The sequence below is a fragment of the Williamsia sp. Y844 genome, assembly GCF_056786475.1.
The window spans coordinates 1,658,813-1,683,047 of sequence record NZ_JBXCJB010000001.1 but is presented as its reverse complement, the minus strand read 5'-3'; the positions used below and the strand labels follow the sequence as shown (position 1 = coordinate 1,683,047).

21 protein-coding genes are annotated in these 24,235 nt (G+C 63.8%); 11 read left to right on the top strand and 10 right to left on the bottom strand.

Annotation, left to right across the window (positions count from 1 at the left end; all coding sequences use genetic code 11):
- Window positions 1-64: 64 nt before the first annotated feature.
- The 4 genes from AC1TQG_RS07425 to AC1TQG_RS07410 are packed head-to-tail and all read right to left on the bottom strand — an operon-like array spanning window position 65 to window position 3,468.
- Window positions 65-1,840, bottom strand: a complete 1,776-nt coding sequence (locus tag AC1TQG_RS07425) for an acyl-CoA dehydrogenase (RefSeq protein ID WP_482136285.1) — start codon at window positions 1,838-1,840, stop codon at window positions 65-67.
- Window positions 1,841-1,877: 37 nt separating this feature from the next.
- Window positions 1,878-2,435, bottom strand: a complete 558-nt coding sequence (locus AC1TQG_RS07420; RefSeq protein ID WP_482136284.1) for a hypothetical protein — start codon at window positions 2,433-2,435, stop codon at window positions 1,878-1,880.
- A 49-nt stretch (window positions 2,436-2,484) separates the two neighbouring features.
- Window positions 2,485-2,970 carry a GreA/GreB family elongation factor gene (locus AC1TQG_RS07415; RefSeq protein ID WP_482136283.1) on the bottom strand — a complete coding sequence of 162 codons (486 nt, stop codon included), beginning with the start codon at window positions 2,968-2,970 and terminating at the stop codon, window positions 2,485-2,487.
- A 12-nt stretch (window positions 2,971-2,982) separates the two neighbouring features.
- A complete protein-coding gene (locus AC1TQG_RS07410; RefSeq protein ID WP_482136282.1) occupies window positions 2,983-3,468 on the bottom strand; it encodes a hypothetical protein in 486 nt (161 codons plus the stop codon).
- A gap of 462 nt (window positions 3,469-3,930) precedes the next feature.
- Between AC1TQG_RS07410 and AC1TQG_RS07405 the strand changes: the two genes are divergently transcribed.
- A complete protein-coding gene (locus tag AC1TQG_RS07405) occupies window positions 3,931-4,224 on the top strand; it encodes a hypothetical protein (RefSeq protein ID WP_482136281.1) in 294 nt (97 codons plus the stop codon).
- A gap of 4 nt (window positions 4,225-4,228) precedes the next feature.
- On the opposite strand, the gene AC1TQG_RS07400 is transcribed toward AC1TQG_RS07405, so the two are convergent.
- Window positions 4,229-4,741 carry an LURP-one-related/scramblase family protein gene (locus AC1TQG_RS07400; protein WP_482136280.1) on the bottom strand — a complete coding sequence of 171 codons (513 nt, stop codon included), beginning with the start codon at window positions 4,739-4,741 and terminating at the stop codon, window positions 4,229-4,231.
- Window positions 4,742-4,896: 155 nt separating this feature from the next.
- On the opposite strand from AC1TQG_RS07400, the gene AC1TQG_RS07395 reads away from it, so the two are divergent.
- The gene (locus AC1TQG_RS07395; protein ID WP_482136279.1) at window positions 4,897-5,823 is read left to right on the top strand and encodes a YdcF family protein; all 927 of its coding nucleotides are present in this window, start codon (window positions 4,897-4,899) and stop codon (window positions 5,821-5,823) included.
- A gap of 10 nt (window positions 5,824-5,833) precedes the next feature.
- On the opposite strand, the gene AC1TQG_RS07390 is transcribed toward AC1TQG_RS07395, so the two are convergent.
- Both AC1TQG_RS07390 and AC1TQG_RS07385 read right to left on the bottom strand, forming a co-directional pair.
- A complete protein-coding gene (locus tag AC1TQG_RS07390; protein ID WP_482136278.1) occupies window positions 5,834-6,592 on the bottom strand; it encodes a metallophosphoesterase in 759 nt (252 codons plus the stop codon).
- 120 nt (window positions 6,593-6,712) lie between these two features.
- Window positions 6,713-9,061 (bottom strand): ATP-dependent DNA ligase, encoded by a 2,349-nt coding sequence (locus AC1TQG_RS07385; RefSeq protein WP_482136277.1) that lies wholly within the window; start codon window positions 9,059-9,061, stop codon window positions 6,713-6,715.
- Window positions 9,062-9,123: 62 nt separating this feature from the next.
- Between AC1TQG_RS07385 and ku the strand changes: the two genes are divergently transcribed.
- The 4 genes from ku to AC1TQG_RS07365 all read left to right on the top strand — a co-directional run bounded on the left by ku (window position 9,124) and on the right by AC1TQG_RS07365 (window position 16,192).
- Window positions 9,124-10,053, top strand: a complete 930-nt coding sequence (ku, locus tag AC1TQG_RS07380; RefSeq protein ID WP_482136276.1) for a non-homologous end joining protein Ku — start codon at window positions 9,124-9,126, stop codon at window positions 10,051-10,053.
- A gap of 88 nt (window positions 10,054-10,141) precedes the next feature.
- On the top strand, window positions 10,142-12,940 hold the full coding sequence (locus tag AC1TQG_RS07375; protein ID WP_482136275.1) for a DUF2232 domain-containing protein: 2,799 nt from the start codon (window positions 10,142-10,144) through the stop codon (window positions 12,938-12,940).
- Between the two features lie 62 nt (window positions 12,941-13,002).
- Complete coding sequence (locus AC1TQG_RS07370) at window positions 13,003-14,508, top strand: flavin-containing monooxygenase (protein ID WP_482136274.1); 1,506 nt, start codon at window positions 13,003-13,005, stop codon at window positions 14,506-14,508.
- A gap of 76 nt (window positions 14,509-14,584) precedes the next feature.
- Window positions 14,585-16,192 (top strand): FMN-binding glutamate synthase family protein, encoded by a 1,608-nt coding sequence (locus AC1TQG_RS07365; protein ID WP_482136273.1) that lies wholly within the window; start codon window positions 14,585-14,587, stop codon window positions 16,190-16,192.
- A gap of 27 nt (window positions 16,193-16,219) precedes the next feature.
- On the opposite strand, the gene AC1TQG_RS07360 is transcribed toward AC1TQG_RS07365, so the two are convergent.
- Window positions 16,220-17,155: an enoyl-CoA hydratase/isomerase family protein gene (locus AC1TQG_RS07360; RefSeq protein ID WP_482137283.1), complete on the bottom strand. Its 936-nt coding sequence runs from the start codon at window positions 17,153-17,155 to the stop codon at window positions 16,220-16,222.
- 225 nt (window positions 17,156-17,380) lie between these two features.
- On the opposite strand from AC1TQG_RS07360, the gene AC1TQG_RS07355 reads away from it, so the two are divergent.
- Together AC1TQG_RS07355 and AC1TQG_RS07350 are read left to right on the top strand one after the other, a co-directional pair.
- Window positions 17,381-18,460, top strand: coding sequence for a ferritin-like domain-containing protein (locus AC1TQG_RS07355; protein WP_482136272.1), 1,080 nt, complete (start codon window positions 17,381-17,383; stop codon window positions 18,458-18,460).
- 124 nt (window positions 18,461-18,584) lie between these two features.
- On the top strand, window positions 18,585-19,961 hold the full coding sequence (locus tag AC1TQG_RS07350) for an MFS transporter (RefSeq protein ID WP_482136271.1): 1,377 nt from the start codon (window positions 18,585-18,587) through the stop codon (window positions 19,959-19,961).
- On the opposite strand, the gene AC1TQG_RS07345 is transcribed toward AC1TQG_RS07350, so the two are convergent.
- A complete protein-coding gene (locus tag AC1TQG_RS07345; RefSeq protein WP_482136270.1) occupies window positions 19,899-20,807 on the bottom strand; it encodes a LysR family transcriptional regulator ArgP in 909 nt (302 codons plus the stop codon). The two genes, AC1TQG_RS07350 and AC1TQG_RS07345, sit on opposite strands and share 63 nt — an antisense overlap.
- Window positions 20,808-20,875: 68 nt before the next feature.
- Here AC1TQG_RS07345 and AC1TQG_RS07340 point away from each other — a divergent pair, with 68 nt between their 5' ends.
- From AC1TQG_RS07340 to AC1TQG_RS07330, 3 genes are all read left to right on the top strand, one after another.
- The gene (locus AC1TQG_RS07340; RefSeq protein ID WP_482137282.1) at window positions 20,876-21,499 is read left to right on the top strand and encodes a LysE/ArgO family amino acid transporter; all 624 of its coding nucleotides are present in this window, start codon (window positions 20,876-20,878) and stop codon (window positions 21,497-21,499) included.
- Between the two features lie 113 nt (window positions 21,500-21,612).
- The gene (locus AC1TQG_RS07335; protein ID WP_482137281.1) at window positions 21,613-22,080 is read left to right on the top strand and encodes a DUF4334 domain-containing protein; all 468 of its coding nucleotides are present in this window, start codon (window positions 21,613-21,615) and stop codon (window positions 22,078-22,080) included.
- Entirely contained in the window at window positions 22,077-23,180 is a 1,104-nt protein-coding gene (locus AC1TQG_RS07330) for an NAD(P)-dependent alcohol dehydrogenase (RefSeq protein ID WP_482136269.1), read from the top strand. The genes AC1TQG_RS07335 and AC1TQG_RS07330 overlap by 4 nt, the downstream gene beginning before the upstream one ends.
- Before the next feature lie 116 nt (window positions 23,181-23,296).
- On the opposite strand, the gene AC1TQG_RS07325 is transcribed toward AC1TQG_RS07330, so the two are convergent.
- Window positions 23,297-24,154, bottom strand: a complete 858-nt coding sequence (locus AC1TQG_RS07325) for a helix-turn-helix transcriptional regulator (RefSeq protein ID WP_482136268.1) — start codon at window positions 24,152-24,154, stop codon at window positions 23,297-23,299.
- Between the last annotated feature and the right edge of the window lie 81 nt (window positions 24,155-24,235).

The window sequence follows — 24,235 nt, the reverse complement described above, 5'->3', positions numbered from 1 at the left end:
CCACCCGAATTCACACCGCCCACCTGAAACCTCAGGTGGCCGGTGTGAATTCACGTGGGTGCGGTCAGAACCAGCCGGGATCGGTGTCGAGGGTGGTGCGGTCCAGTGCTGCCAGCAGATCGAATTGCGGGTTGGTCTTCGGTAGTTCGTAGCGGCAGAAGTACTGGGCAGCAGCGCGTTTGCCGTCGTAGAAAGCTCCCTGCTGGTCGCCGATGGCCAGGAGTTGCTCCAGCCACATCCAGGCGATGACGACATGTCCGGCAGCCTCGAGGTAGATAGTGGCGTTGGCGAGACTGACTTCGGGGTCACCCGCCGACCACACCTGCGTGGTCACGGTGATGAGCCGCTCGAGCGCCGTCCGCAGAGCGCCGGCGAGTTCGGCCTCACGCTCTCCGGCGCGATCGATCGTGGCGGTGATGGTCTGTGCCAGCAGCACCAGGCCGGTGCCGCCGCCCATGACGACCTTGCGGCCCAGGAGATCCATACCGTGGATGCCGTGTGCGCCTTCGTGAATGGGATTGAGCCGGTTGTCGCGGTAGAGCTGTTCGACGTCGAACTCCTTGGTGTACCCGTATCCGCCGTGCACCTGGATGGCCAGACTGTTGGCCTCCAGGCACCACTGCGACGGCCAGCTCTTGGCGATGGGTGTCAGCACGTCGAGCAGCAACTCGATGCGGTCTGCCGATTCGGGATCGGGATCGGTGCGCTGCTCGTCGACGAGCTTGGAACAGTAGAGGCCGAGCGCCAATGCGCCCTCGACATAGGACTTTTGGGCCAGAAGCATCCGTTTGACATCGGCGTGTTCGATGATCGGCACCGGCGACGAACTCGGATCCTTGGACGCGACCGGGCGACCCTGGGTGCGGACTTTGGCGTACTCGACGGATTGCAGGTATCCGGCGTAACCGAGTGAGGTGGCAAGGAATCCGACGCCGATCCGGGCCTCGTTCATCATGTGGAACATGTACGAGAGCCCTCGGTGCGGCTCGCCGATGAGGTAGCCGACGGCGCCGGCCTGATCGGACGGGCTGTGGGTGCCGTCGCCGAAGTTGAGCAGGGCATTGGTGGTGCCGCGATTGCCCATCTTGTGGTTGAGGCTCACCAGCGCCACATCGTTGCGGGTGCCGTCGGCGAGATACTTCGGCACGACGAACAGGGAGATGCCCTTGACCCCGGGGCTGCCACCGGGAAGTTTGGCGAGCACCAGATGCACGATGTTCTCGGACAGTTCGTGGTCGCCACCGGAGATCCACATCTTGGTACCGGTGATGCGGTAGCTGCCGTCGTCTGCGGGCTGGGCCTTGGTGGTGATGTCGGCAAGCGACGATCCGGCCTGCGGTTCTGACAGGCACATGGTGCCGAAGAATCGACCCTCGAGCATCGGGCGCACCCAGGTGTCGATCTGCTCGGGCGTGCCGTATTCGACCAAGAGTCCGGCGTTCGCCATCGTGAGGAAGGCGTACGACGACGTGGCGGCGTTGGCGCCCTGAAGCCAGGCTCCGGCGGCGCGGGTGATGATGGTCGGCAGTTGCATGCCGCCCAGTTGCTCGTTGAACGGAGCGGCGATGATGCCGGCCTTGCCCACCTCGGCGAGCGCGGCACGGACCTCGTCGATCATGACAACTTTGCCGTCAGGGCCGATGTGCGGCTCGTTCTGATCGGACTTCTTGTTATGCGGGGCAAAGCATTTGGCGGCGATATCGGCACACAGGTCGAGCATTCCGTCGAATGTCTCCCTGGAGTGCTCGGCGAACCTTTCCCGCGTCGTCAGTTCCGTGACGTCGAGCCACTCGTAGAGGAGGAAATCGAGGTCGCGGCGCGAGATCGGGGAAATGGTCATGGCGGTCCTTCCAGGGTTACCCGTGGCTTGAGTCCGCTCAGTATGGTCGATCCTCGATCGCCGGCGTCTGGTGGGTGAAGTACCAGGTCACAGCTGCGTTGATGGCGGTGATGGAAGGTGTTGCATCGTCGATCACCACGTAGGTCGTGGAACTGATCGGTGCACCGTTCAATGCACACTCGTACGCCATACGTTGGCCCAGTTGCCTGGTTGCCCGAATCGCAGCTCGTGACGACGCTGCGTCGGACGTATCGCAGAGTAGGAGAACGCGCGCCCCTGATACCGTGCTCGCCGCGTCGACCACGACCTCGGTGAGACGGTCTTCGGCGGCCTGGCGGACCACGTATTCACGCCACCTGCCGAACCCTCGGCGCCGGGGCGTGGCCGGGGTGTTGGTGGTGACGATGACAAGTGCTTCGCCCGCCTCGGGTGTCAGCAAATCGCGGGGATCATCGGTGGCGGTCACGCCGTGATCGGCGAGCGCGCGCCGGACAGCCGCGTTCAGTCCGCCGGTGGGTCCCAACAACAACACCGGATCGTGGTGTGGTCGCTGCAACGGTCCACCAGGTATACGGGGAGAGGCTGCAATCTGCATGATTCCCCCTTCGGGGATAGGGGCCGAATTCCGTGGCGTTCGAGATTGCCTAGGCGGTATAGGGCGTGTTTGCGAGAATTGTTGCGGTGCAATGTTTTCCGGTTGGCAGAAGAAACCGGCAGTCGTCACCGAGTCGGGCTCCTCGAATCGCCCGCCCGAGTGGCGATTCGGGTGAGCACACCTGCATCCTCCCGGTCTCGTGTTCCTCGGGCATTCCGAGCAGGAATGTGTCGGTGTCGGAATGATCGTGATCGAACCGGACTGTCACGATCGAGCCCGGCTGTACGGTGCCGTCGTCTGTGGTGGTCGTTGTTGCGGTGGCCAGGACGGCATGAGTCCGCGCGATTCGGGTATTGACGTGATCGAGCGCTCCGACCGCTCGGTGGTATGTGTCATTGTTGTCCAGATCGCCCATGTTCCGATGCTTGATCAGGTCAGCCGACGCCGCATCGCGTTCTCGATAGAGTTGTGCCACTTCATTTTCGAGACGCTCGCGCGTGGCAGCGCTGATCCAGGACGGATCGGTGGTGGTCATGATGGATGTTCCTTAGTGGTTTGTCTTGTGGCGCCCGGAGATCGCGATTCTCGGATGTGTTCTGCGCAGCGGCCCGACGTCCAACGGCGGATATTGCTCCGTGATCGCATCGTGGGAGGCGCGGTCGGTCGCGGCGTTCAAGGTCAGGATCCACGGCACGCATTCTTGTGCCCTGTCGCCGGGTGATTGCTGCGACGCGAGGTCGGCGAGCGCGTCGTTGGCGATGCTCTCGACCTTTTGCGCCGTCAGGCGTCCGGTCGGATCGTGGAGTCCGTACCCGATCTCTTGCGTCTGGGGTGGGGCGAGGGCCAAAGTGCCGTTGAGGCGTTCCCATTGGCGCCGCAAGAGTACAGAATCTGTTTGCTGCACTAATTGGTAGCGCTGTACTCGTTCGGGAAGCGTAGAAGAAACGACGTCGGCGACGTGGTCAAAAAAGCGTTGGGCCCGCCGGGGTGTGGCACACACCCGAAAGCGAACCTCCATCAGTACCGTTTTCACGGCGCATCCTCACTCCTTCTCCGATCGCACTCGGTCCAATGGACTCTAGCCCATAAAAAAATAAAAGCCAGTCCGGTCAATCTGCCCCGGATGAGATCCTGAAATCTACTGTGTTGCAGTCCCACAGGACAGTATGGACAACTTGACCTTCCTGTGGGCTTGGCTATGGTCTTGGAGGTGAGCGGCCTGAGCGTCGCTGATGTGCTACGGACCACAAGGAGATGTCGATGGCGACTGAAAAGAAGACAACGGCGAAGAAAAAGCGAATTGCAATGAAAGCGCAGCGCGAAAATAAAAGGGTGGCGGAAAGTGGATCTATTATGCGGAAGCGCAAAAATGCCTGACGCGCCCAGTCGTGAGAGAACGCTTACGGAAATGCTGACCTCATTGCATGAACACTTTTCGGCCACTGCTTGCGGGAGGGATGAGCCGGATGAATATCGGCGTGGGCATGGCGCGGGTATGGGCTTTGCGCGCCTGTGCGTCCTCGACCAGCTCGCCGGGGCTCCGACAACACCACTCGTCGAACAGAACCCGGCCAGACGTCACCGCTGGGAGCTCGCGGCATTGCAGATCATCGAGGGTCGCCTCGATCAGGAACGAGGCAGCGGTGTCCCGCCCGGTGTTGCTGAGTACAGCGAGGGTTACCAGGCCGGGATATCGACGGCCCATACGTATATCGGCCTGGCGCACGACGCGCTCGAGCTACGCGGCCGATCATTAGAGGGCGGCAAGCTGAGATCAAGCACCTGCTGAACGCTCAGCCGCGGGACAACTCGTCGATGCACACGGTGATGGCGAGGATGAACGCCTGGTCTTCGTTCGCGGCGATCTCCACACCATAGGTTTCCCGGAGCCGGAACCACTTCTTGGAGATCGTGGCGATGGTGTCGCCGTCGCGCTCGATCTCGTACTCATGGTCGACGAAGTTGCCCTTGGCTTTGAGGTCCGGCCCGGAATCCGGGTTGATCGTGTACCGATCCCGGATCCCGAGCATGGCCTTGTGCACGGTGGCCTCTGAGTCCCCGCGTTGGATATGCATCTTGTCCCGGACGCTGAACTTGCGTTCTTGAATCTTCGCGAGCTCGGAGCCCCGGCTGTCTTCGAGGATGAACGTCTGCCGGAAGCGAACCGCCTTCCCGTTCACCTTGAAGACCTTCTCTCCGGCGCTGTTCTCGATCCAGTAGTCGTCGCCGATGGAGAGTAGTTTCTCGCGCATCTGATAGCGGATCGCGGCAGGTTTGTCTTCGTGTGAACGGTTGAACAGGCCCATGAGAGCCGATGGTGCCTGCACGGGGTGTTTCCGGCATCACCCGGTGTGGATGATGTCCAGGGGGCGGCCGGTAGGTGTTATCGAGCTGAGACCGCTTGAATGTGGTCCCGTGGCATTGACCGCCTATGGTGGCCAGTGTGACGAGTGGTGCGCGTGTGGCGCGAGTGAATAGAGCGCTGGTGGCCGCGGCCGCCGCCATCGGGATGTCGACCGGAGCGGTCGCACTGATCCCGACTGTCATGAACACGCCGACCGCGGTGTCGCCGGTGATGTCCGGGACGGACACGGCGAACCTGTACAACTCTGCCCAGCTCCAGTTCCGCCGTGGCGAGGTGCCGCTGGGGCTCAACGCACTCCGTCAGCTTCTGGTGGCAGGCCCCGCCGACACCGATGCGCTTGCGTTGCAAGCGATCTGGTCGGACTACAGCGGTGACGCCCGGACGAATCAGGCGGCACTGGCCGCCCTGGGGACCTATGATCGCGCACTGCAGGGACGTGTTCGCGAGGCGCTCTCCGGAATCAGCCGCGGAGTGGTCGTCGGCCCGAATCCGGTGCCGGGCCTGCACGGGAAGACGACCGGGATCGTGGTGCTCGGAGCCGGCCTGAACTCTGACGGAACACCCACCGCCGAGACGGCCAGCAGGTTGTTCGCCGGCTGGACCCAGGCGATCGTCGCCCACGAATCTCCGGTCATCATCTCCGGGGGTGCCGAAGCCCGCGGACAACACGAGGCCGACGTGATGCGCACCTGGCTGGTCGACCACGGTATCGCCGCCACCCGTCTGCACGCCGACTCCGCAGCCCGCTCGCCTGCGCAGGGTGCGGTGGCCTGCGCTGCGATCGCCGGGCAGTTGGGCCTGGCGAACGTGGTGGTGGTGACCTCTCCGGATCAGGTTCGGCGCGCTGCGGCCGACCTGGTTGTCGCCGGGATACCGGTGGTGTCGGCGACCACATCGACCCGGGAACTGATCGGCAACCTGTCGGTGCCCGCCAAGGTTGATCAGCGGGACATCTACGTGGACGCGACCGACATCCTCGGCCTGCCGTCAGACCGCATCAAGGCGGACCGAACCGCCGCGTGATCGCGGCGGTTCAGCACTGAACAGACCGGAAGTGGCTGATCACACGGCCATCGGCGTATGTGTGGAACGCCAACCCGGCAGGCTGTGTCTCGTTGACCACATCGGTCCCTTCGAAGGGCAGGTTGAGGGTCGAGGCCACGCCGGGGGCCAGGCACAGCGGCCGTCCGGCAAAGGTGGTCACGGCGCCGGTGTGGGCGTGTCCACACATGAACATGGTGATGTTCGGATGCCGCTCGACCAGTGCGGCCAACCGCTCTTCCCCGGTCTGCCGGATGGTGTCCATCATCGGCATCTGCAGCACAACCGGGGGATGGTGGAACGCAACGAACACCGGAACCTGCGGTCCGGCGGCGGATATCTGCTCGTCCATCCAGGCGAGGGTCTCGTCGGTCAGGTAGCCCCCGTTCTCGCCGGGGATGGAGCTGTCGCAGATCAGGAACAATGTGCCCGCGATCGTCCGCGACAAATTGAGCGGAGCGGTGTGGTCGGTACTGCGCAGGGAGGGCTCGCCGGCCAGGAAGGTCTGGTTGAACTCGTCGCGGGAGTCGTGATTTCCCGGGCAGATCAGGGTCGGCAGCGGACTGTGCAGTGTTTCGCCGGCTTCTTTGTACTCGGATGGCAGACCGTTGTCGGTGATGTCGCCCGTCACCAGTAGCGCGTCGATGCCGTCGGCTCTGGAATTGATGTAATCGAGCACAGCTTGGATCCGGTCGCGCTTTGCGGCGGTTCCGTTGAAGTGAAGATCGCTGATGTGCGCGACTACGAGCACGTGGACTCCTTTTGGTGCGGCTGTGGGTTCCCGCGGGGCGCAGGGCGGCCATCAGAACCCGTAAATACCGTAGCTCGCTCGCAGATTCTGGGCACGTGCAGCCGTGCTACTTCCCTGCTCTCAGAGGTCGCCGGGTAGCTTGTCCCGGCGGATCCCGCGCCAGGAGGGGTGACGTAGGTGACCCGTGCTTGTCCAGTCCATGAACCTCACATCGGCGACGAGTTTGGGCAGAACCCACACCGCGTCCATCTCGACGGGGCGCTCGAGGTGGCCAAGGAACGGTGAAGTCTTGCGGCGCAAGGGCTCCAGTTCGGCGAGCAGGGCGTCGAGTTGGGCATCTGTGAATCCGGTCCCGACCCGGCCGACATAGCGCAGCCCGGTCTCCTCTGGCAGGCCCATCAACAGTGAGCCGATCCGGTTGCTGCGACCACCTTTGCCGGGTCGCCAGCCACCGATCACCACCTCGATGTCGCTCCAGTTCTTCTGCTTGAGCCACGTCTTGGAGCGCCGGCCTTGCTGGTAGGTCGAGTCTCGCCGCTTGGCGACAACACCTTCCCAGCCGCGTTCACGACTGTGGGCGATGGCTGCCGAACCCGGTCCGGGCAGAAGCGGTGGAACCTGCACGGGCGCATCGGACGAGAACGCCTTGCCGATCTCCTCGAGCAGTTCGCGCCGATCCTGCCAGGTGTGTCGGAGCAGCGACGAGCCGTTGAGATACAGGATGTCGAACAGGAGCAGTTTGACGTCGAGGTCTTCGGAGTTGTTGCGGCCGGCGAGCTGCGTGAAATTGGTGCGTCCCTGCTCGTCGAATACCACCATCTCACCGTCGAGCACCACATCGAGCAGTCCCAGATCATCGGTGACCGTGTGGATCTGAGGGAAGTCCGCAGTCATGTCGATGCCTGAACGCGACGTCAATCGGAGCTTTCCATCGATGTAGCGCAACAGGATTCGGTAACCGTCCCATTTGCCCTCGAAGGCCCATTTGTCGTCGGTGAGATGCTCGATGGTCTCGTCGGTGGCAAGCATCGGCCGCGGATCGCGCAGGCTGTCGGGCACGATCGGCCGTGCTTCGTCGGACATCAAGTGCGCCAACCAGTTCTTGTCACCGGTCTTGATCAGCGCATAACGGCCCTGGATGCGTTCGCCGTGTAGGCGAACGATGATCTCGTTGTCCCGCCACTTCTCGGTCTCGTATGTACCCCGGTCCCAGATCTCCACATGACCGCCACCGTATTCGCCGGACGGGATGTCGCCCGAGAAGTCGGCGTAATCAATCGGGTGATCCTCGGTCTGGACCGCGAGCCGATTCTTGTCGCCTTCCAGCGGAAGGTTTTTGGGGACCGCCCAAGACACCAGGACGCCGTCACGCTCGAGGCGGAAGTCGTAGTGCAGACGGCGGGCATGATGTTCCTGGATCACGAACATGGGTTCGGTACTGCGATCAGCATCGGATCGACTGTCCCCGAACGGCTCCGGGGTCTTGCGCTCGTCCCGCTTGCGGCGGTAGTCGCCGAGGTCGACGACCGGTGTCGTCGGTGAGGTTGGTGATGTCGGCAGCGGTTGCGCTGCCGACGTGTTCTCGAGATCAGCCAGCAGATCACCGTACGTGTCGATCCGGTCGGCCATCCCGTCAAACAAGATATGCCGGATGTCTTTGTCTTCCAGTTCTTCCCAGAGTCGCGGTGCGGCCACCCAGGGCTGCTCGCGGCCGCGCATCGAGTAAGGCGCAAGGGTGGTCTTCGACGCGCTGTTCTGACTCCAATCCACGAACACCCGGCCGCCACGCACCGATTTGGTCATCTGCGCGGTCACCAGATCGGGGCTCTCCGACTGCAGTCCGGTGGCTATCTGTTTGGCGACCTTGCGCGCGGAATCCGATGAGATGGCCGATTCCAGCGTGAAATACACATGGATGCCCTTGGATCCGCTTGTCACCGGGAAACATGGCAGGCCGATGGCGTCGAGCATGTCCTTGACCCGCAACGCCACCTGTGCGCAGTCGAACAGGGTGACGTCGGGGCCCGGATCCAGATCGAGCACAACTCGATCGGTGAGCCGGTCCGCCTTGTACGACGCGTCGTCCCGCCCGGTCGAGTGGGCGAGGGTCCATTGCGGGACATGCAATTCGAGGGCGGCCTGTTGAGCCAGCCAGACCAACTCGGCCCGAGAGGACAGCACCGGATACACCACGTCCCGATCACTGTGCCCGAGCCGCGCCCGGCCAATCCATTTCGGAGCATGGTCAGGCAGGTTCTTTTCGAAGAACGGGGTGGATTCGACGCCGTCGGGCCATCGTTTTCGGGTCACCGGCCGGTCTCGGATGTGCGGCAACATCACGTCGGCGATCGCGCTGTAGTACTCGATGACCTGGGCCTTGATCGTGCCGGTCGCGGGATAGATCACCTTGTCGAGGTGGGTGACCGCAATGCTGTGTCCGTCGACCTCGAGTGTGTCGCGCCTGGGCATGCCACGACTTTTCATCGCCGCAGGGGGCTGCGTCAAATGCTCAATACCTGCACAATGGCGATATGCGTTCGATTTGGAAGGGCGATCTCAGCTTTGGCCTGGTGAATGTGCCGGTCAAGGTGTACTCCGCGACGGAGAGCCATGACCGTACGTCCCACCAGGTCGACTCGAAGGACGGCACCCGCATCCGATACCGCAAGGTTCGTGAGGGCACCGATGATGAGGTCGAGTTCTCGCGGATAGCCAATGCGTACGAGAGTGACACCGGGCAGACGGTGGTTCTCACCAAGGATGATCTGTCCGAACTCCCGGTGCAGCGCAGCCCCGAGATCGCGATCACCGACTTCGTGCCGATCGATCAGGTCGACCCGATCTATTTCGACAAGCCCTATTACCTGGAGCCTGCGAGTAAGTCGCCGAAGGCATACGCGCTCATGCGCGAGGCCCTGAAGAAGACGGACCGTCTGGCAATCGCCACGTTCACGCTCCGGAACCGTACGCGGCTGGCGGCGCTCCGAGTGGTCGGCGATGTCCTGACGTTGCAGACGCTGCTGTGGCCCGACGAAGTACGTGAGGCCGCGTTCCCGTCTCTTGATGAATCGCCCGACCTCAAGCCACAAGAACTCCAGATGGCCGCCTCGCTCATCGAGTCGATGTCAGGCGACTTCGACCCCACCCAATACGAGGACACCTATCAAGAAGAGCTGAGCAAGCTCATCGAGGCGAAGGCCGAGGGGACCGAGGCGTTCACCGGACCCGAGACCAAGGACGATGAGGAGGAGGGCGACGACTCGGAGGTCGCCGACCTGCTCGCGGCGCTGCGGGCGTCGGTGAAAGACCGCGGTGGTTCTGCGTCCGGTGACGCCGACAGCGACACGGCGGCCAAAAAAGCTCCGGCGAAAAAGGCCGCGGCCAAGAAGGCTCCGGCGAAGAAGGCCGCCGCCAAGAAGACCCCGGCCAAGAAAGCGCCAGCGAAGCGCAAGGCCGGCTGAACCTCGCCGCCCCGCGCCCCCGATCGGGGTTGTCTGGCAATCTGGACAGATCGAACAACACGAACCGATCCCTGAACGCGGCGACACCGTGCGTGCGCGCAAGAACACCCGAACCGGGCGCCGGGTCACCGCGGTGGAAATCGCGGAGGCCGCTGCCCTGGCCGACGTCGCTGCGGCGATCTGTGTGCTGAGCCGGGTGCTGCCCATCGGCGGCGCTGCGGTCCTGGTCGCGTCGGTACCGTTTGCCATCCTCGCCGGCCGCAGGCGGCTGCGGGTGAGCCTGCTCGGCGCGATGACGGGCTGGATCGTCGCGTTCCTCTTCGGTGGGGTGACGGCGGCGAACCTCGTCGGCTCGGCAGCGGTTTTCGGCATCCTGTCCGGGACAGCGCTGCGCCGCGGTTGGAAGTCGCCTCAGGTTGCCCTGAACACGTTTGTCTTCATCGCCATCCCGTCCGCGGCGATCGCCACCGGGATGATCGCCGCACTGAGCGACTACCGCGAGTTCATGTTCACCCAGATCCGCAACGGCTGGCGCGGCGCCGAACGGGTCATGAACAACGCCGGGCTCGAAGGACTGACCGGTGCCATCGGCCCGGTGATCAACTGGTGCATCGACTACTGGTGGATCGCCATACCGGCTGTCGGCGTTGTCGGGGTGACGGTGTCCGGGCTGGCGGTCTACGTCGTGCACCGGCAGCCGTTGCCGCCCATGATCGCCAGACTCGGTGTCCCGCATGTCGAGGAGAAACTCGACGAGTCCGGACCGGTTGCGCCGCTGCCGATGCGGTTGAACAGGGTCGGGGTGCAATATCCGGGAGCCCCGGTCCCGGCGATCTGGGATGTCTCGTTGCAACTCGACGCCGGTGAGGTCGTCGCGGTGACCGGACCCAACGGGGTCGGCAAGTCGACGCTGGCGAAAGTGGTGGCCGGCCGGGCACCGACAACCGGAACCGTCAGTCGCCCCGGTGCGGTCGGTCTCGGCAAGCCTGGTGGCACGGCTGTCATCAGCCAGCGTCCCGAAACCCAGGTGCTGGGCATGGTTGTCGCAGACGACTTGGCTTGGGGTAATCACGATCTCACCGAGGCACAGATGAACAAGTTGCTCGACCGGGTCGGTCTGAGCGGGATGCTCTACCGCGAGACCGGCACCCTGTCGGGCGGACAGTTGCAACGTCTGGCCATCGCCGCCGCGCTGTCGCGGGAACCGGCCGTCCTCATCAGCGACGAGTCGACGGCAATGATCGACCAGGAAGGCCGGACGTCGGTGATCGAGGTCTTCCGCGAACTGGCCGACGGCGGGGACACCGCCGTCCTGCAGATCACGCACGACGTCGACGAGGCAGCGCTGGCCGATCGGGAGATCGTGCTCGACTCGTCCCACCGTGAGGTCTCCACCGAACTGCTCAATCCCAGCCGGTCGGTGGGGCACATCAACGGCGCACACGTTGCCCTCTACGACGTCGGGTTCGCCCATGACGCGGGTACCCCGTGGCACAACCAGATCTTCAGCGGCCTGAACCTGCGGATCGAGGCGGGGTCGGCCGTGTTGATCACCGGACCCAATGGTGCCGGGAAGTCCACGTTGGCAAGGGTTCTCACCGGATTGCAGAAACCGACGTCAGGGCAGGTGATGGTCGACGGGGAACCGGTCCGCAACGGCCGTGAGCATGCCCTGCTCGGATTCCAGTACTCCAGACTGCAACTGGTGCGCTCGCGGGTGCGCGCCGACATCAAGGATGCCGCAGGCGTCGACGACCTGGCGGTGAACGTCGCACTGATCGAGCTCGGACTCAATCCGGCGGTGCTCGGTGACGCGCTCGTGGATCAGCTCTCGGTCGGGCAACAACGCCGCGTTGCACTGGCTGGTCTGTTGGCCTGCAAGCCGCGATTGCTCGTGCTCGACGAACCACTGGCCGGGCTCGACACCCCGGCCCGAGCCGCGATGGTCCGGGCACTGCGCCGGGTGAAGGCCTCGGGCACCACGTTGGTCGTCATCTCTCACGACATCGGTGAACTCGCCGACCTCGTCGACCGCACCGTGGTTGTCGACGAGGGCACGATCGACGGAGCGCCGGTCAAGCCGGCACCCGATCCGTCGGAGGTGAAGTCCACCGCCAACCTCGCCAATGTTGTTCGCGCGCTGCCACATTCCTCGCCGGCCCGGAGACTGTGGGTTGGGACCAAGTTGCTGACGCTGGCTGCGGTTGCGGTGATGTTCATGCTCGAGCCGACCTGGCTCAGTGTCGGGGTCGCGGCCGGAATCGCACTCGGCTGGACCTTGCTAGGCAAGGTTCCGCGCGCCGCACTGCCCCGGTTGCCGAAGTGGCTGATCGGCATCACCCTGTTCGGCGGATTGATCACGGCGCTGGGCGGCGACGAACCGTACGTCACGGTTGCCGGGGTGGAACTCGGACTCGGTGGGGCGATCTACTGGGGAATCCTCATCTGCATGACGGTGCTGTCGCTCTACTGCGCATTGCTGTTCTGCTGGACGACACCGATGGTTGAAATACCTTCGTTTGCGCAACGATTGGTCGGTTGGGCCGCGCGCATCGGTATCCCGGCCCAGTCCGCCGCCATGTCGGTGGCCCTCGCGCTGCGACTGTGTCCGTTCATGATCAGCGACTTCCGGACTCTGTTGCAGACGATGTCGCAACGCAAACCCGACCATCGCCCATCGATGGGCGAGCAGATCAACGGCTGGATCTCCTGCCTGACAGTCGTCTGTTCGCTGGCGGTGCAGAACGGCAGGGAGCTCGCGGCGGCCGTCGAAGCCCGTGGCGGAATCGGATCGGTGGCCCGATCTGATCGGACTCCGAGACTTATCGACCTCCTGGTGCTTATCGTGGTGTTCGGATCGGTTGGCATGGTCATCGCACTGGGTTGACCCCCGGGTGAGCGGTGAAGCGCGAATCGATCCGAAGTCGACGACGACTGGGAGATTTCCGTATGACCGCACAGTCAGCATCAGGTATCCCCGATGAGGATGCCTTGTTCACCGACGTCCTGATCATCGGAGCGGGTTTGTCGGGTATCGGCGCCGCGTACCGCATCAAGGAACGAAACCCGGGACTGAGCTACGCAATCCTGGAACGACGCGGCCGGATCGGCGGCACCTGGGACCTCTTCCGGTACCCGGGGATCCGTTCGGACAGCGACATCTTCACCCTCAGCTATCCGTTTGAACCCTGGACGCGGCCGGAGGCGATCGCGGACGGTGATCACATCCGCGAATACCTCACCGACACCGCGCGGCGGCATCAGATCGATCAGCACATCACGTTCGACACCCGGGTCCGATCAGCCGACTGGGATTCGCGATCCGACACCTGGACCGTGCACGCCGAGCAGGATGGCACCGACGTGACGTACAGCTGCCGGTTCCTGTTCTTCGGGACCGGCTACTACAACTACGACGAGGGTTACCGGCCGGTGTTTCCCGGTGAGGACGAGTTCACGGGGCGGATAATCCACCCGCAGTTCTGGCCCGAGGATCTTGACTACGAGGGCAAGAATGTGGTCGTGATCGGTAGTGGGGCCACGGCGATGACACTGGTTCCGGCGCTGGCGCAGCAGGCTGGGTCAGTGACGATGCTGCAGCGTTCACCTACCTATGTCCTCTCCGGACCCAGGGTGAATCGATATGCCAATGTTGTTCGTAAGGTGTTGCCGCGCAAGGCCTCACACGCAATCATCCGATACTATTATGCACTGTTCGCCTGGTTGCTCTTTCGATTCTCGCGCCTGGCACCTGGCGCGATGACCAAGATCCTGCACACCGTGGCCGTCCGCAATCTGCCGGACGGCTACGACGTCGACACCCATTTCAAGCCCAGCTACAACCCGTGGGATCAACGACTGTGTCTGTCACCCGAGGCGGATCTCTTCACGATGATCACCGAACAACGGGCAACGGTGGTCACCGACCACATCGCATCGTTCGATGCCGACGGTATTGCACTTGTCTCGGGTGGACACCTCGATGCCGATATCATCATCATGGCCACCGGACTCCAATTACAAGCGCTCGGCGGTGTAGTCGTCAGTGTCGACGGAGCAGAGGTCAAACTCAACGACAGATTCGTCTACAAGGGCCACCTACTCGAAGACGTACCCAACCTGGGCTGGAGCGTCGGCTACACCAACGCTTCGTGGACGCTGCGATCCGACATGACCGCACAGTCGGTGGCAAAACTGTTGGCACATATGGGTGCGAACGGATACACGCACGCCTATCCCCATCGCGGAGATGAGGCGCTCACCGAGATTCCCGCGTTCGATCTGCACGCCGGATATATTCTGCGATCGCCCCACGTGCTGCCCAAATCGGGAACCCGCCGACCCTGGCATGTGCGCCACAACTACGTCCTGGATGCGATCGATCATCGTTTCGACCGGATCGAGGAAGCGATGGTCTTCGGCAGCGTCGGTGCAGAAGAGACGATCGAGGCCTGACCGGGCGACTACTGCGTTCGTCGTAGCGAAGGTGCGTTGGCGAAACCTGCTGGCGCGCCGCGGCTAAGCTCCATCCATGGTGAAGTTCAATGTGCTCCTGGGGTTGGTGGCTGCGGCCGGTGTGCTCACGCTCGCGGCTGCGGTCAACCGGCACACCGTGTGGTGGTTTGCGGTTGCGATCGTGGTCATCGTTTTGCTGGTTGCCATCTATGACGTTCTTCAGAAGCAGCATTCGATACTCCGGAACTATCCCGTGATCGGGCACATGCGATTCATACTCGAATCGATCCGGCCCGAGTTGCAGCAGTATTTCATCGAACGAAACTACGATGGCCGTCCATACGACCGTAATGTTCGATCGTTGATCTATCAGCGGGCCAAGGGATTACATGCCGAGGCGGCATTCGGGACCGAACGTGAGATCACCGAACCGGGATATGACTACCTGCTGCACTCGATGGCGCCGGTTCCGATGGCGCAGACCGTCCCGACCGTACGCCTCGGCGGACCCCAGTGCACCCAGCCGTATGACGCGCCCCTGTTCAACATCTCGTCGATGAGTTTCGGTGCGCTGTCGGCAAATGCGGTGCGTGCGATGAACAAAGGTGCAGCTCGCGGTGGATTTCTTCACGAGACCGGCGAGGGCGGACTGACCGCGCACCATCTCGAATATGGTGCACCGCTGGTGTGGGAGATCGGCTCGGGGTACTTCGGTTGTCGAACCGTCGATGGGAGATTCGACCCGCAGCGCTTTGCCGAGAAGGCGAATCTGCCCAACGTCAAGGCGATTCTGATCAAACTGAGTCAGGGAGCCAAACCCGGGCTCGGTGGCGTGCTGCCGGGCTCCAAGGTCACTGCGGCGATTGCGCAGGCCCGCGGTGTGCAGCAGGGTGTCACCGTGATCAGTCCACCGGCGCACAGCGAGTTCACCAGCCCGATCGAACTGATGCACTTCGTGGCCGAGCTTCGTCGCCTGTCCGGGGGAAAGCCGGTGGGCTTCAAGCTGTGCGTTGGCACTCGCACGGATGTGTTGGCGCTGTGCAAGGCGATGCTGCGCACCGAGATAGCGCCCGACTTCATCACCATCGACGGGGCCGAGGGTGGTACCGGTGCGGCGCCGCCGGAGTTCGCTGATCATGTTGGTACACCGTTGAACCTGGGTCTGATGATGATGCACAACGCGTTGGTTGGCACCGGCCTGCGGGGCCGGGTCAAGATCGGTGCCGCGGGCAAGATCGCAGGCGGTACCGACATCGTGAAGGCTCTGGCGCTCGGTGCCGATTTCACCAACGCTGCGCGCGCCATGATGATGGCGGTCGGTTGTATCCAGGCGCAGGCGTGCCACACCAACAATTGTCCGGTGGGTGTGGCCACGCAGGATGCCCGCCGGGCACGGGCGCTCGATGTCGAGGACAAAGGTGATCGGGTCTTCAATTACCAACGCGCAACGGTGGAGTCGGCGAAGCAGGTGTTGGCCGCGATGGGATTGACCAGCTTCGACGACCTCGGGCCCGCGGTGGTGATGCGGCGGGTTGGTCACTCGTCGGCGGAGTCGTTCGAGGATCTGTTCGAGTGGCTTGATGAAGGTGAACTGATCCGTGGCACCGAACGCGGCGAATGGGAACGTGACTGGCAGCGGGCCGACCCGGAATCCTTTGCGGTACCGAAGATCAGGACCGCGTAGACATCGGTTCGCTCGAGTCCTCGGCGGTCAGGTGCTGATCTCGTCGATCAGGCCCCAGTCCAAAGCTGTTGTGGCATCGATGGTGTCGCCGCTCAGTACCAGATACGCGGTGCGCCAGCGGCCGATACGCCGGGGGATGCTGACGGTCCCGCCTGCGCCGGGTATCAACCCGAGGGTGAGTTCGGGGAGTCCGAAGACCGTGGCGGGATGCGCGGTGACGTGCCCGCAGACCGCTGCCATCTCCAGCCCACTGCCCATCGTGGCGCCGTGGGTGTAGGCCCGCAGGTTTTCGCCGAGTCGATCGCGCAACGTGTTGAGAAGCAGCGCCGGGCTGAAACGGGTGCGGGCCAGATGGGCGGCCGCCGGATCGGAGAAGGTGCCGAACTCGGTGAGATCTCCTCCGCTGCAAAATGATGTGCCGTTTCCCCGGAACTCCACCCCGGTCACCGTCGGGTCGCTCAGGGCAACGTTGAGGCCGTCGATCAGGCCGGCGCGCAGGGTGTTGCTGAAAGCGTTGTGCCGCTTGGGCTGATTGAGCGTGACGACAACAACATCGCCGGCCCGTTCGAGGACAACGGGCTGTGGCGGATCGGCCAGACCGCGTGGTCCCTGCTCGGCCAGCCAGTCTCCGAACTCGCGGCCGGCCTGCAGCGTCGAATAGGCCAGCGACTCGGTCATCAGCCCGCTGAAGGTCTCGGTGTTCGATTCGCCTGCCCGCAGCACGTCGTCGCAGACCGCCGCCGAGACCGGCCGGTCGGCCAGTCGTTGCGTCAGTGTGGCGATCGCCGCCGGTATCGAGTCGACGGTGATGAAACGGCGATCGTGCGCAGGCGCCTCCGTGAGGGCAAAGGTGGAACGGCCGACGAGACGTTCAGCCTCATCGGAGATCGGGCCGCCGCCCGAATCGACGGCGATCAGGCATCCGGGGACCAATTCCTCGGTCGATTTCCGCGGATCGGCCAGATCGACGAAGGCCGGACCCCAGTGGTCCGGCGTCGTGTGCCCTCGTACGCCGTGCAGTTGGGACACTCGATCTCCTTTGTCGTCGGCCACCTGATCGGTCTCACCGTACTGCGACACGCGAAACGATATGTGATCTGGCTCTCTCCATCGTTTATCTGACGGGCTGACGGGTACGCCTCCTGAGGACGCTCAATATCGATGCCCACCAATCCTGAGGAGACTGATATGAGCCTTTCCACCAGCACTCTGCGCAACCAGCTGCGGACGTTGTTGACCCTGACCAATACCGAGATCCAGGTGGCAGAGACCCGAACCGCCCAGGCGCGCACCGAAGCGGTGCGCCGGGAACTGTCCCAGAACGCCGCGAACGGTCGTATCCGTGCCGTCGCGATCGAAAAAGCCATCCGTGAACTTGGCGGACTGCCCGATGTGCTGCGCCCCGTCTTCGGTCGGCTGGCAGCAACCGCGAAGGCCGTTGCCGAACAGGTCCAGCCCCTTGATGAGGCGTTGCTCGGCGACCTAGCCCTCGAGCATCAGCTGCTCGACCGGGCGAAGTACGTGAAGGCGCTGGCCACCTCCGAGGGTGAACCCGAGATCGTTGCACTTGCCGAGCGGCTGATCGTCGCCCACGAGGCAACCGTCGACTGGATCACCACGCTCTTGGCCGAAGAGGCCATCGGTGGCCCGGTGGCCCTGCGACGCGGTCCCTTGCAGGCCGCGAGCGGCACCGCCTTGCGCGTTGCCGGTATCCCCGCGACGCTGACCGCGCGTGGTGCCGAACGTGTTGTCGACGCGCTCCGCACTGCGCCCGCCCGGTTCGGTGGATTCGTCGACAAGACGCAGGAGACCGGCGAGGCCGTATTCAAACTGGCCACCGATGCCGGTCACGACGCCGTCGGACGGTTGAGCTCGACCGGTGATGCGGCTGCGAAACAGGTGGCCGAGGCCGCCGAGCGTGCCGCCGACATCGGAAAGACCGCCCGCAAGACCGCTCGGGCAACCCGGGATGCGGCGCTCGACGCCGCCGAGGACACTGCTCGGGCACAGGGTGCCGTGGGCGCTGCGGATGCGGTGCACGCCGTTCGCGAGGCCGCCGGCGTGGTCGATCCCGCCGACCTGCCGATCGACGACTACGACTCGCTGAACGTCAACGCGGTGATCGTCCAACTCCGGGAACTCACCAAGCCGGCTGACATCCGGTCCGTCCTCGCCTACGAAGAGGCACACAAGAACCGGCAGGGCGTGGTGTCCGCTGCCCAGACCCGGCTTGCTGCCATCGCGCAGGAAGTCATCGGTGTGAACTGATCTGATCGGTCGCTCACCCAACGCCAACTCGCCGTCACGAAATCCCAGGTGGCGGCGAGTTCGTCTGTCAGGTCCGGGCGAAAATCGCTGGCGTACGGCGTACCCAATCGGGCACAGTTGGTGGGTGACCGCACCATCTGGCCTGCCCCGGGCGCTGAAGCCCTTCGCGCATCAGCAGTATCGACTTCTGTGTACGGGCCTGGTGCTGGCGATGTTCGCCGACGGGATCTGGACGGTCGGTGTTGTCTGGCAGGTCATCGGGATGGGTGGCGGGCCGGGGCAGTTGTCGATCGTCACCGCGGTTGCCGCCGTCGGCATGGTCGCCTCGACACTGCTCGGCGGTGTGCTCGCGGACCGGATGTCGAAGCGCACCATCCTCATCGCGCTGGAGGCGGTCAAGCTCGTCGCGATCGGCGGTGTCGGTGTGCTCGCACTGACCGGGACCATCACGCTGTGGCATCTGGTTTTGGTGTCGTTGATCGGTGGCGTCACGACCGGTATCTATTACCCGACGTACTCGGCGATGATCCCGTCGTTGGTTCCGCGGGACGAGTTGATGGCGGCCAATGGCATCGAAGGTGTATTGCGGCCCACCATTTTTCAGGCTGCCGGACCGGCTCTTGCCGGCGGACTCATCGCGATGTCCTCACCCGGGGTTGCCATAGTCGGGTCGGCGGTGGCCTCGGCGCTGTCCGGGGCCTTCTACCTCCTGATGCGTCCGACGCCGCCGAGTCACGAGCCCCGCGCGAAAGCCGACCTGGTGCGCGGTACCGTCACCGACATCGCCGAGGGGTTCGCCTACATGTGGCGCACCCCCTGGCTGCTGGCGACGCTTTTGTACTCGCTGGTCCTGGTGTTGATGGTGATGGGGCCGATCGAGGTACTCGTGCCGTTCGCCATCAAGGAGCGTGCAGGCGGTGACGCGGGCGACCACGCGATCGTGTTGGCGGCCTTCGGATTCGGCGCCGGACTGGGTGCGATCATCCTGGCCTCCATGCCGATGCCCCGCCGCTACCTGTCGGTGATGTTTGCGATCTGGGGTCTGTGTTCGGTGCCGTTGGTGGCGGTCGGGCTCGCCACGGAGCTCTGGGCTTTTGTTGTCGCAGCGTTTGTTCTTGGAATGGCATTCGACGGTCCGATGGTCCTGTGGGGCACGCTGTTACAGCGGCGGGTACCTCCACACATGCTCGGCCGGATCTCCAGCCTCGACTTCTTCGTCTCGATAGCGTTGATGCCGGTGTCGATGGCCATCGCTGCCCCGGTCAGTGAGCTGATCGGGCTGACCGCAACATTTGTCATCGCCGGATTGGTGCCGGTTCCGTTGGCCGTGGTCGCGTTCTTTGCATTCCGTCTGCGCGACGACGAGATCGCCAACCCACTACGTGATACCCCGAGCGTCGAAGAACTCGTGCCTGCGGGCGGAGGGAAGGAAGCGGCGTCAGATCAGGAACTTCTGGGCACTGGCCTTGATCAGCCGGGTGAGGTCGTTGATGATCGGTGACCCCAATTTCCAGTACTGCCAGAACAACTGGATGTCGACGTGGTGATTGCCGAGCTTCTTGACGGTCCCGGCGGCGAGCGCGGGTTCGATCTGGGCGGCGGGCACCGCACCCCAGCCGGCGCCCAACTCGACGGCGCGGTGGTACTCGACCGACGCGGGCACGTAGGTCGCAGGCGGGTCGACGTGCTTGCGGGTGAGTCGATTGAGGAGATCGAGTTGGATCGTGTCCTTGCGGTCGAAGGAGACCATCGGGGCCCGGGCGAGATCGGCGGCCCGTAGTCCGTTCGGAAGCCAGGTCTCGATGAACTCGGTGGTTGCGACCGGTAGATAGCGCATGGTGCCGAGTGGGAGCACCGTACAACCGCGGACCGGCCGCGGATCGGACGTGATCGCTCCGACCGCCTGCCCGGCGCGCAGGAAGCCGGTGGAGTGGCTCTCGTCGTCGCGCAACACCTCGACAGCCACCGGATGCAGCTGCTGGATCTGGGCGACCACCGGCAGCAGCCAGATGGAGATCGAGTCGGCGTTGGCGGCGATGGGTAGATGCATTCGCGGAACATCGCGCCAGTCTTCATGTCCCTCTTCGGGTTTACCGGCCAGCGCTGCGACTGCCTCCAGTCGGAGCAGATCCCATTGCGCGGCCAGGCGCAGCAGGATTTCGCCGTCTGGCGTCGCCCGGGCAGGTTTGGTGCGTTGCACCAGGACCACACCCACGGCGGTCTCGAGTGCCTTCATGCGCTGGCTCACCGCTGAGGGTGTGAGGTGCAAGACTGCCGCGGCGGCGTCGAAGGTTCCCTCGCGGACCACCGCGGCCAGTGTCTGGAGGCCCTCACTGCTGATGTCCATCATCATTCAGTCTAATGGTTCTTTAAAAACAATCGCTGGATTCAATCACGTCAGAGACTTAGCGTGGTCTGGTGAGCATTCTGGTTCCCGCAGTGGCGGGTCTGTTGACCGGCGCCGGCCTCATCATCGCGATCGGTGCGCAGAACGTTTTTGTGCTGCGCCAAGGGATCAGGCGTGAGCACGTGATGTCGGTGGTGGCGATCTGCACCGTGTCGGATGTGGTGCTGATCGTGGCGGGTGTCGCCGGACTCGGTGCCGTGGTCGCGGCATATCCGCAGGTGGTCGACGTGGCCACGGTGGCAGGAGGTATCTATCTGCTGGTGCTCGCGGCGATGGCTGCACGGCGGGCGATGCGACCCGGTGCGATGGAGGTCGCAGATGGAACCGCGGCGGCAGGGCGTTGGGCAGCGGTGGGGACCGCGATCGCGTTGACCTGGCTCAACCCCCACGTCTACCTCGATACCGTCATCACGTTGGGCGCCATTGCCAACAGTCATGGTCCGCAGAGCAAGTGGGTGTTCGCTGCCGGCGCATGCGTGGCGTCGTTGCTCTGGTTCGCGGGGTTGGGCTTCGGTTCGTCGCGTCTGGCACCGTTGTTTGCCAGACCCCGTGCCTGGCAGTTGTTGGATGTCGTGGTCGCGGCGGTGATGGGGACGTTGGGGACCGTGTTGATACTCGGTGCGGCATTCTGATGATCACGGATTTCGGTCATACATTTCGCGGGCGACGAGTTTCTGACTACTGTCGTTCTCAGAGTCCGCTGGATCGGGATCGCCGGGATCGTCGAAGGTGTAGTGAGGTGGAGATGAACAACGACAAAGCTGTTGCCACGTTCTTTGAACTCAAGGAAAGCCAGGCCGTCAGCGATCCCGCGCTGCTCGACGAGCTGTGGGCCGGTCTCGAGCCGATCGGCCGAGACTTCATGCTCGGTGCCTGGTCGGGTGGTGAATTGCCAAGTGGCCATGCCATGGACGGCCAGCTCGAGCTGGTCAACTGGCATGGAAAGACCTTCGACAGCTACCACGACGTCAAGCCGCTCGTCTGCCGCGACGACGACGGCAACCTGTACTCGAACAAGGAGCTCGGCAAGGGTGAGGCCAGCCTGTGGGCGGTGGAGTTCCGCGGCGAGACCACGGCGGCGATGGTCTATGACGGACAACCCGTGATCGATCACTTCAAGAAGGTTGACGACACCCACGTCATGGGCATCATGAACGGCAAGACCAGCCTGGTACGTGACAAGCATTTCTACTTCTACCTCGTCCGCGAGTGACGTCCGTCGGCAGGAAGGGCGCGGTCGCCGCGGTCCTCACCGCCGTGGGTGGATCGCCGCAATTGCAGGAGATCGAGATCAGGCCGCCGGTCGGCGCCGAGGTGCTGGTGCGGATCGATGCGGTGGGGATCTGCCACACCGACATCTCCCTGGCGGCCCGGTGGCCTGCCAAGCGCCTGCCGATGGTGTTCGGCCATGAGGGCACGGGTGTCGTCGAGGCTGTCGGGCCGGACTGCACAATTTCGGTGGGCAGCCGGGTTGTGTTGACGTTCAACAGCTGTGGGATCTGCCGCAGCTGTATGGCAGGCTCCCCGGCCTACTGTGAGCGGTCGACAGCACTGAACATGCGTGGCAATGGTGGCGACGCCCTGAGCCATTCGGGCGGCCCGATCATCGGCGATTTCTTCGGTCAGTCCAGCTTCTCCACCCACACACTTACGCATCAGCGCAACACAATTCGAATCGGCGATGAGATCAGCCCCTCGCTGGCGGCACCGTTGGGGTGCAGTGTGCAAACCGGTGTCGGGGCGGTGCTCAATGCATTGACCCCCGATGCCGGCCAGTCACTGGTGGTGTTCGGCGCGGGCGCAGTCGGACTCTCCGCGGTGATGGGTGCCCGGATCGCCGGCTGCGACATCATCGTCGCGGTGGATCCGAAAGCGGAACGGCGCGCGCTGGCAACCGATCTCGGCGCCACCCACGTGCTGGATCCGGCGGCATCGGAGGTTGTCGCCGAACTTGTCGAGATCACCGGTGGCGGCGCCGACCATGCGCTGGACACCACAGCACTGCCGTCGGTGCTGTCGGACGCACTCACCGCGCTACGTCCACGTGGACAACTGGGCATCGTGGGACTCGGTGTCCCCACCGCAGATCTGCCGGTCGGGCTGATCATGGGTAGGGGATTGCGGCTTCGTGGTGTCGTGGAAGGTGACAGTGTGCCTGAGCAGTTCATCCCGGAACTGATCGGACATCACATGCGAGGTGATCTCCCGCTCGAAAAGCTGGTCACCACATACGAATTCGATGACTTCGGGACCGCGTGGAAAGCGGCCTGTACCGGCTCGACCATCAAGCCGGTGCTGACGATGCCTGCCTGACAGCTCCCGATCTGAGCCCGACTTCCACAAACGCTCCGGAAATACGAAGTCGATCCACATATATGTGGATCGTCTTCGTATACCTGGAGCGTTTGGGGGTGGGGGATTGGCGGAGGTCAGGCGGTGTCGGTCATCTGGGTGACGAACCGTCCCGGTGTGTGTCCGTACTCGCGGGCGAACGCGGACACAAACGCCGGGACACTCGCATAGCCGACCAGATGGGCGACCTCGGTCACCGAACTCGTCTCGAGCAGAACGACCGCGGCCTCGAGTCGGATCTTGGTGCGCCACTGTGAGAATGGCACCCCGAACTCGCGGACGAAGTCGCGCTGCAGGGTCTTGGTGCTGGTGTGCAGTCGGGTGGCCCACTCGTCGAGCCTGGTCTGGTCGGACGGATCGTGCAGCAACGTGCTGGCGATGGTGTCGGCAAAACCTGCACTGCGGCTGACCGGCGCGCCAATCGGGTGTCGGCCCGCAAGGTCGCGATGGGTGTCGCCGAGGCCGGTCATGATCAGAGCCCGTGCGGCCAGCGCCTCGCCTTCGTCCTGCCCGGGCCTGGCGATCTGCTCGATCAGGCGACGGGCCTGAAGGTTCGTCGACACCGCAGCCACCCGCAGGTCTTTCAGATTCGCCGGCGTCTCGCGCAGGCACACGCGGTAGACGATCTGCTTGCGGGAGGCGAACACCTCGTGGGTGACGCCGCGCCGTGCCCATAACGCTTCTTTGTTGCCGATGAACTCTGTCCGGTTGCCGTGGCGGACCGACAGCATTCCGTCCGGTGTCCAGTACAGCTGGTGGACGAAGTCGCTGCGAGATCTCGCGATCTCGAGGGCGCCGCCCGATGCGTACTTCAAGATCCGGATCCCGGTGGTGGGTCCCAAACCGTACCCGTATTCCTCAACCCACAACGGGTCGGCAGCGGCCCCGAAAACGCCGGGTGTCGCGGAGCGATCGAACTGTCCTCCGAGCGTCACGAAGTGTCCTCTCAAAGTAGCCGTGAGGTAGCCATGTAAGGCTAACCTCAGCTGGTGTTCGGATGCGGCCGTGGGGTACGC

What these genes read in the sequence shown, in the direction of transcription:
- AC1TQG_RS07425 (WP_482136285.1), bottom strand. Translation starts at nt 1,840, where the DNA reads ATGACCATTTCCCCGATCTCGCGCCGCGACCTCGATTTCCTCCTCTAC.
- AC1TQG_RS07420 (WP_482136284.1), bottom strand. Translation starts at nt 2,435, where the DNA reads ATGCAGATTGCAGCCTCTCCCCGTATACCTGGTGGACCGTTGCAGCGA.
- AC1TQG_RS07415 (WP_482136283.1), bottom strand. Translation starts at nt 2,970, where the DNA reads ATGACCACCACCGATCCGTCCTGGATCAGCGCTGCCACGCGCGAGCGT.
- AC1TQG_RS07405 (WP_482136281.1), top strand. Translation starts at nt 3,931, where the DNA reads ATGGGCTTTGCGCGCCTGTGCGTCCTCGACCAGCTCGCCGGGGCTCCG.
- AC1TQG_RS07400 (WP_482136280.1), bottom strand. Translation starts at nt 4,741, where the DNA reads ATGGGCCTGTTCAACCGTTCACACGAAGACAAACCTGCCGCGATCCGC.
- AC1TQG_RS07385 (WP_482136277.1), bottom strand. Translation starts at nt 9,061, where the DNA reads ATGCCCAGGCGCGACACACTCGAGGTCGACGGACACAGCATTGCGGTC.
- ku (WP_482136276.1), top strand. Translation starts at nt 9,124, where the DNA reads ATGCGTTCGATTTGGAAGGGCGATCTCAGCTTTGGCCTGGTGAATGTG.
- AC1TQG_RS07370 (WP_482136274.1), top strand. Translation starts at nt 13,003, where the DNA reads ATGACCGCACAGTCAGCATCAGGTATCCCCGATGAGGATGCCTTGTTC.
- AC1TQG_RS07365 (WP_482136273.1), top strand. Translation starts at nt 14,585, where the DNA reads ATGGTGAAGTTCAATGTGCTCCTGGGGTTGGTGGCTGCGGCCGGTGTG.
- AC1TQG_RS07355 (WP_482136272.1), top strand. Translation starts at nt 17,381, where the DNA reads ATGAGCCTTTCCACCAGCACTCTGCGCAACCAGCTGCGGACGTTGTTG.
- AC1TQG_RS07345 (WP_482136270.1), bottom strand. Translation starts at nt 20,807, where the DNA reads ATGGACATCAGCAGTGAGGGCCTCCAGACACTGGCCGCGGTGGTCCGC.
- AC1TQG_RS07335 (WP_482137281.1), top strand. Translation starts at nt 21,613, where the DNA reads ATGAACAACGACAAAGCTGTTGCCACGTTCTTTGAACTCAAGGAAAGC.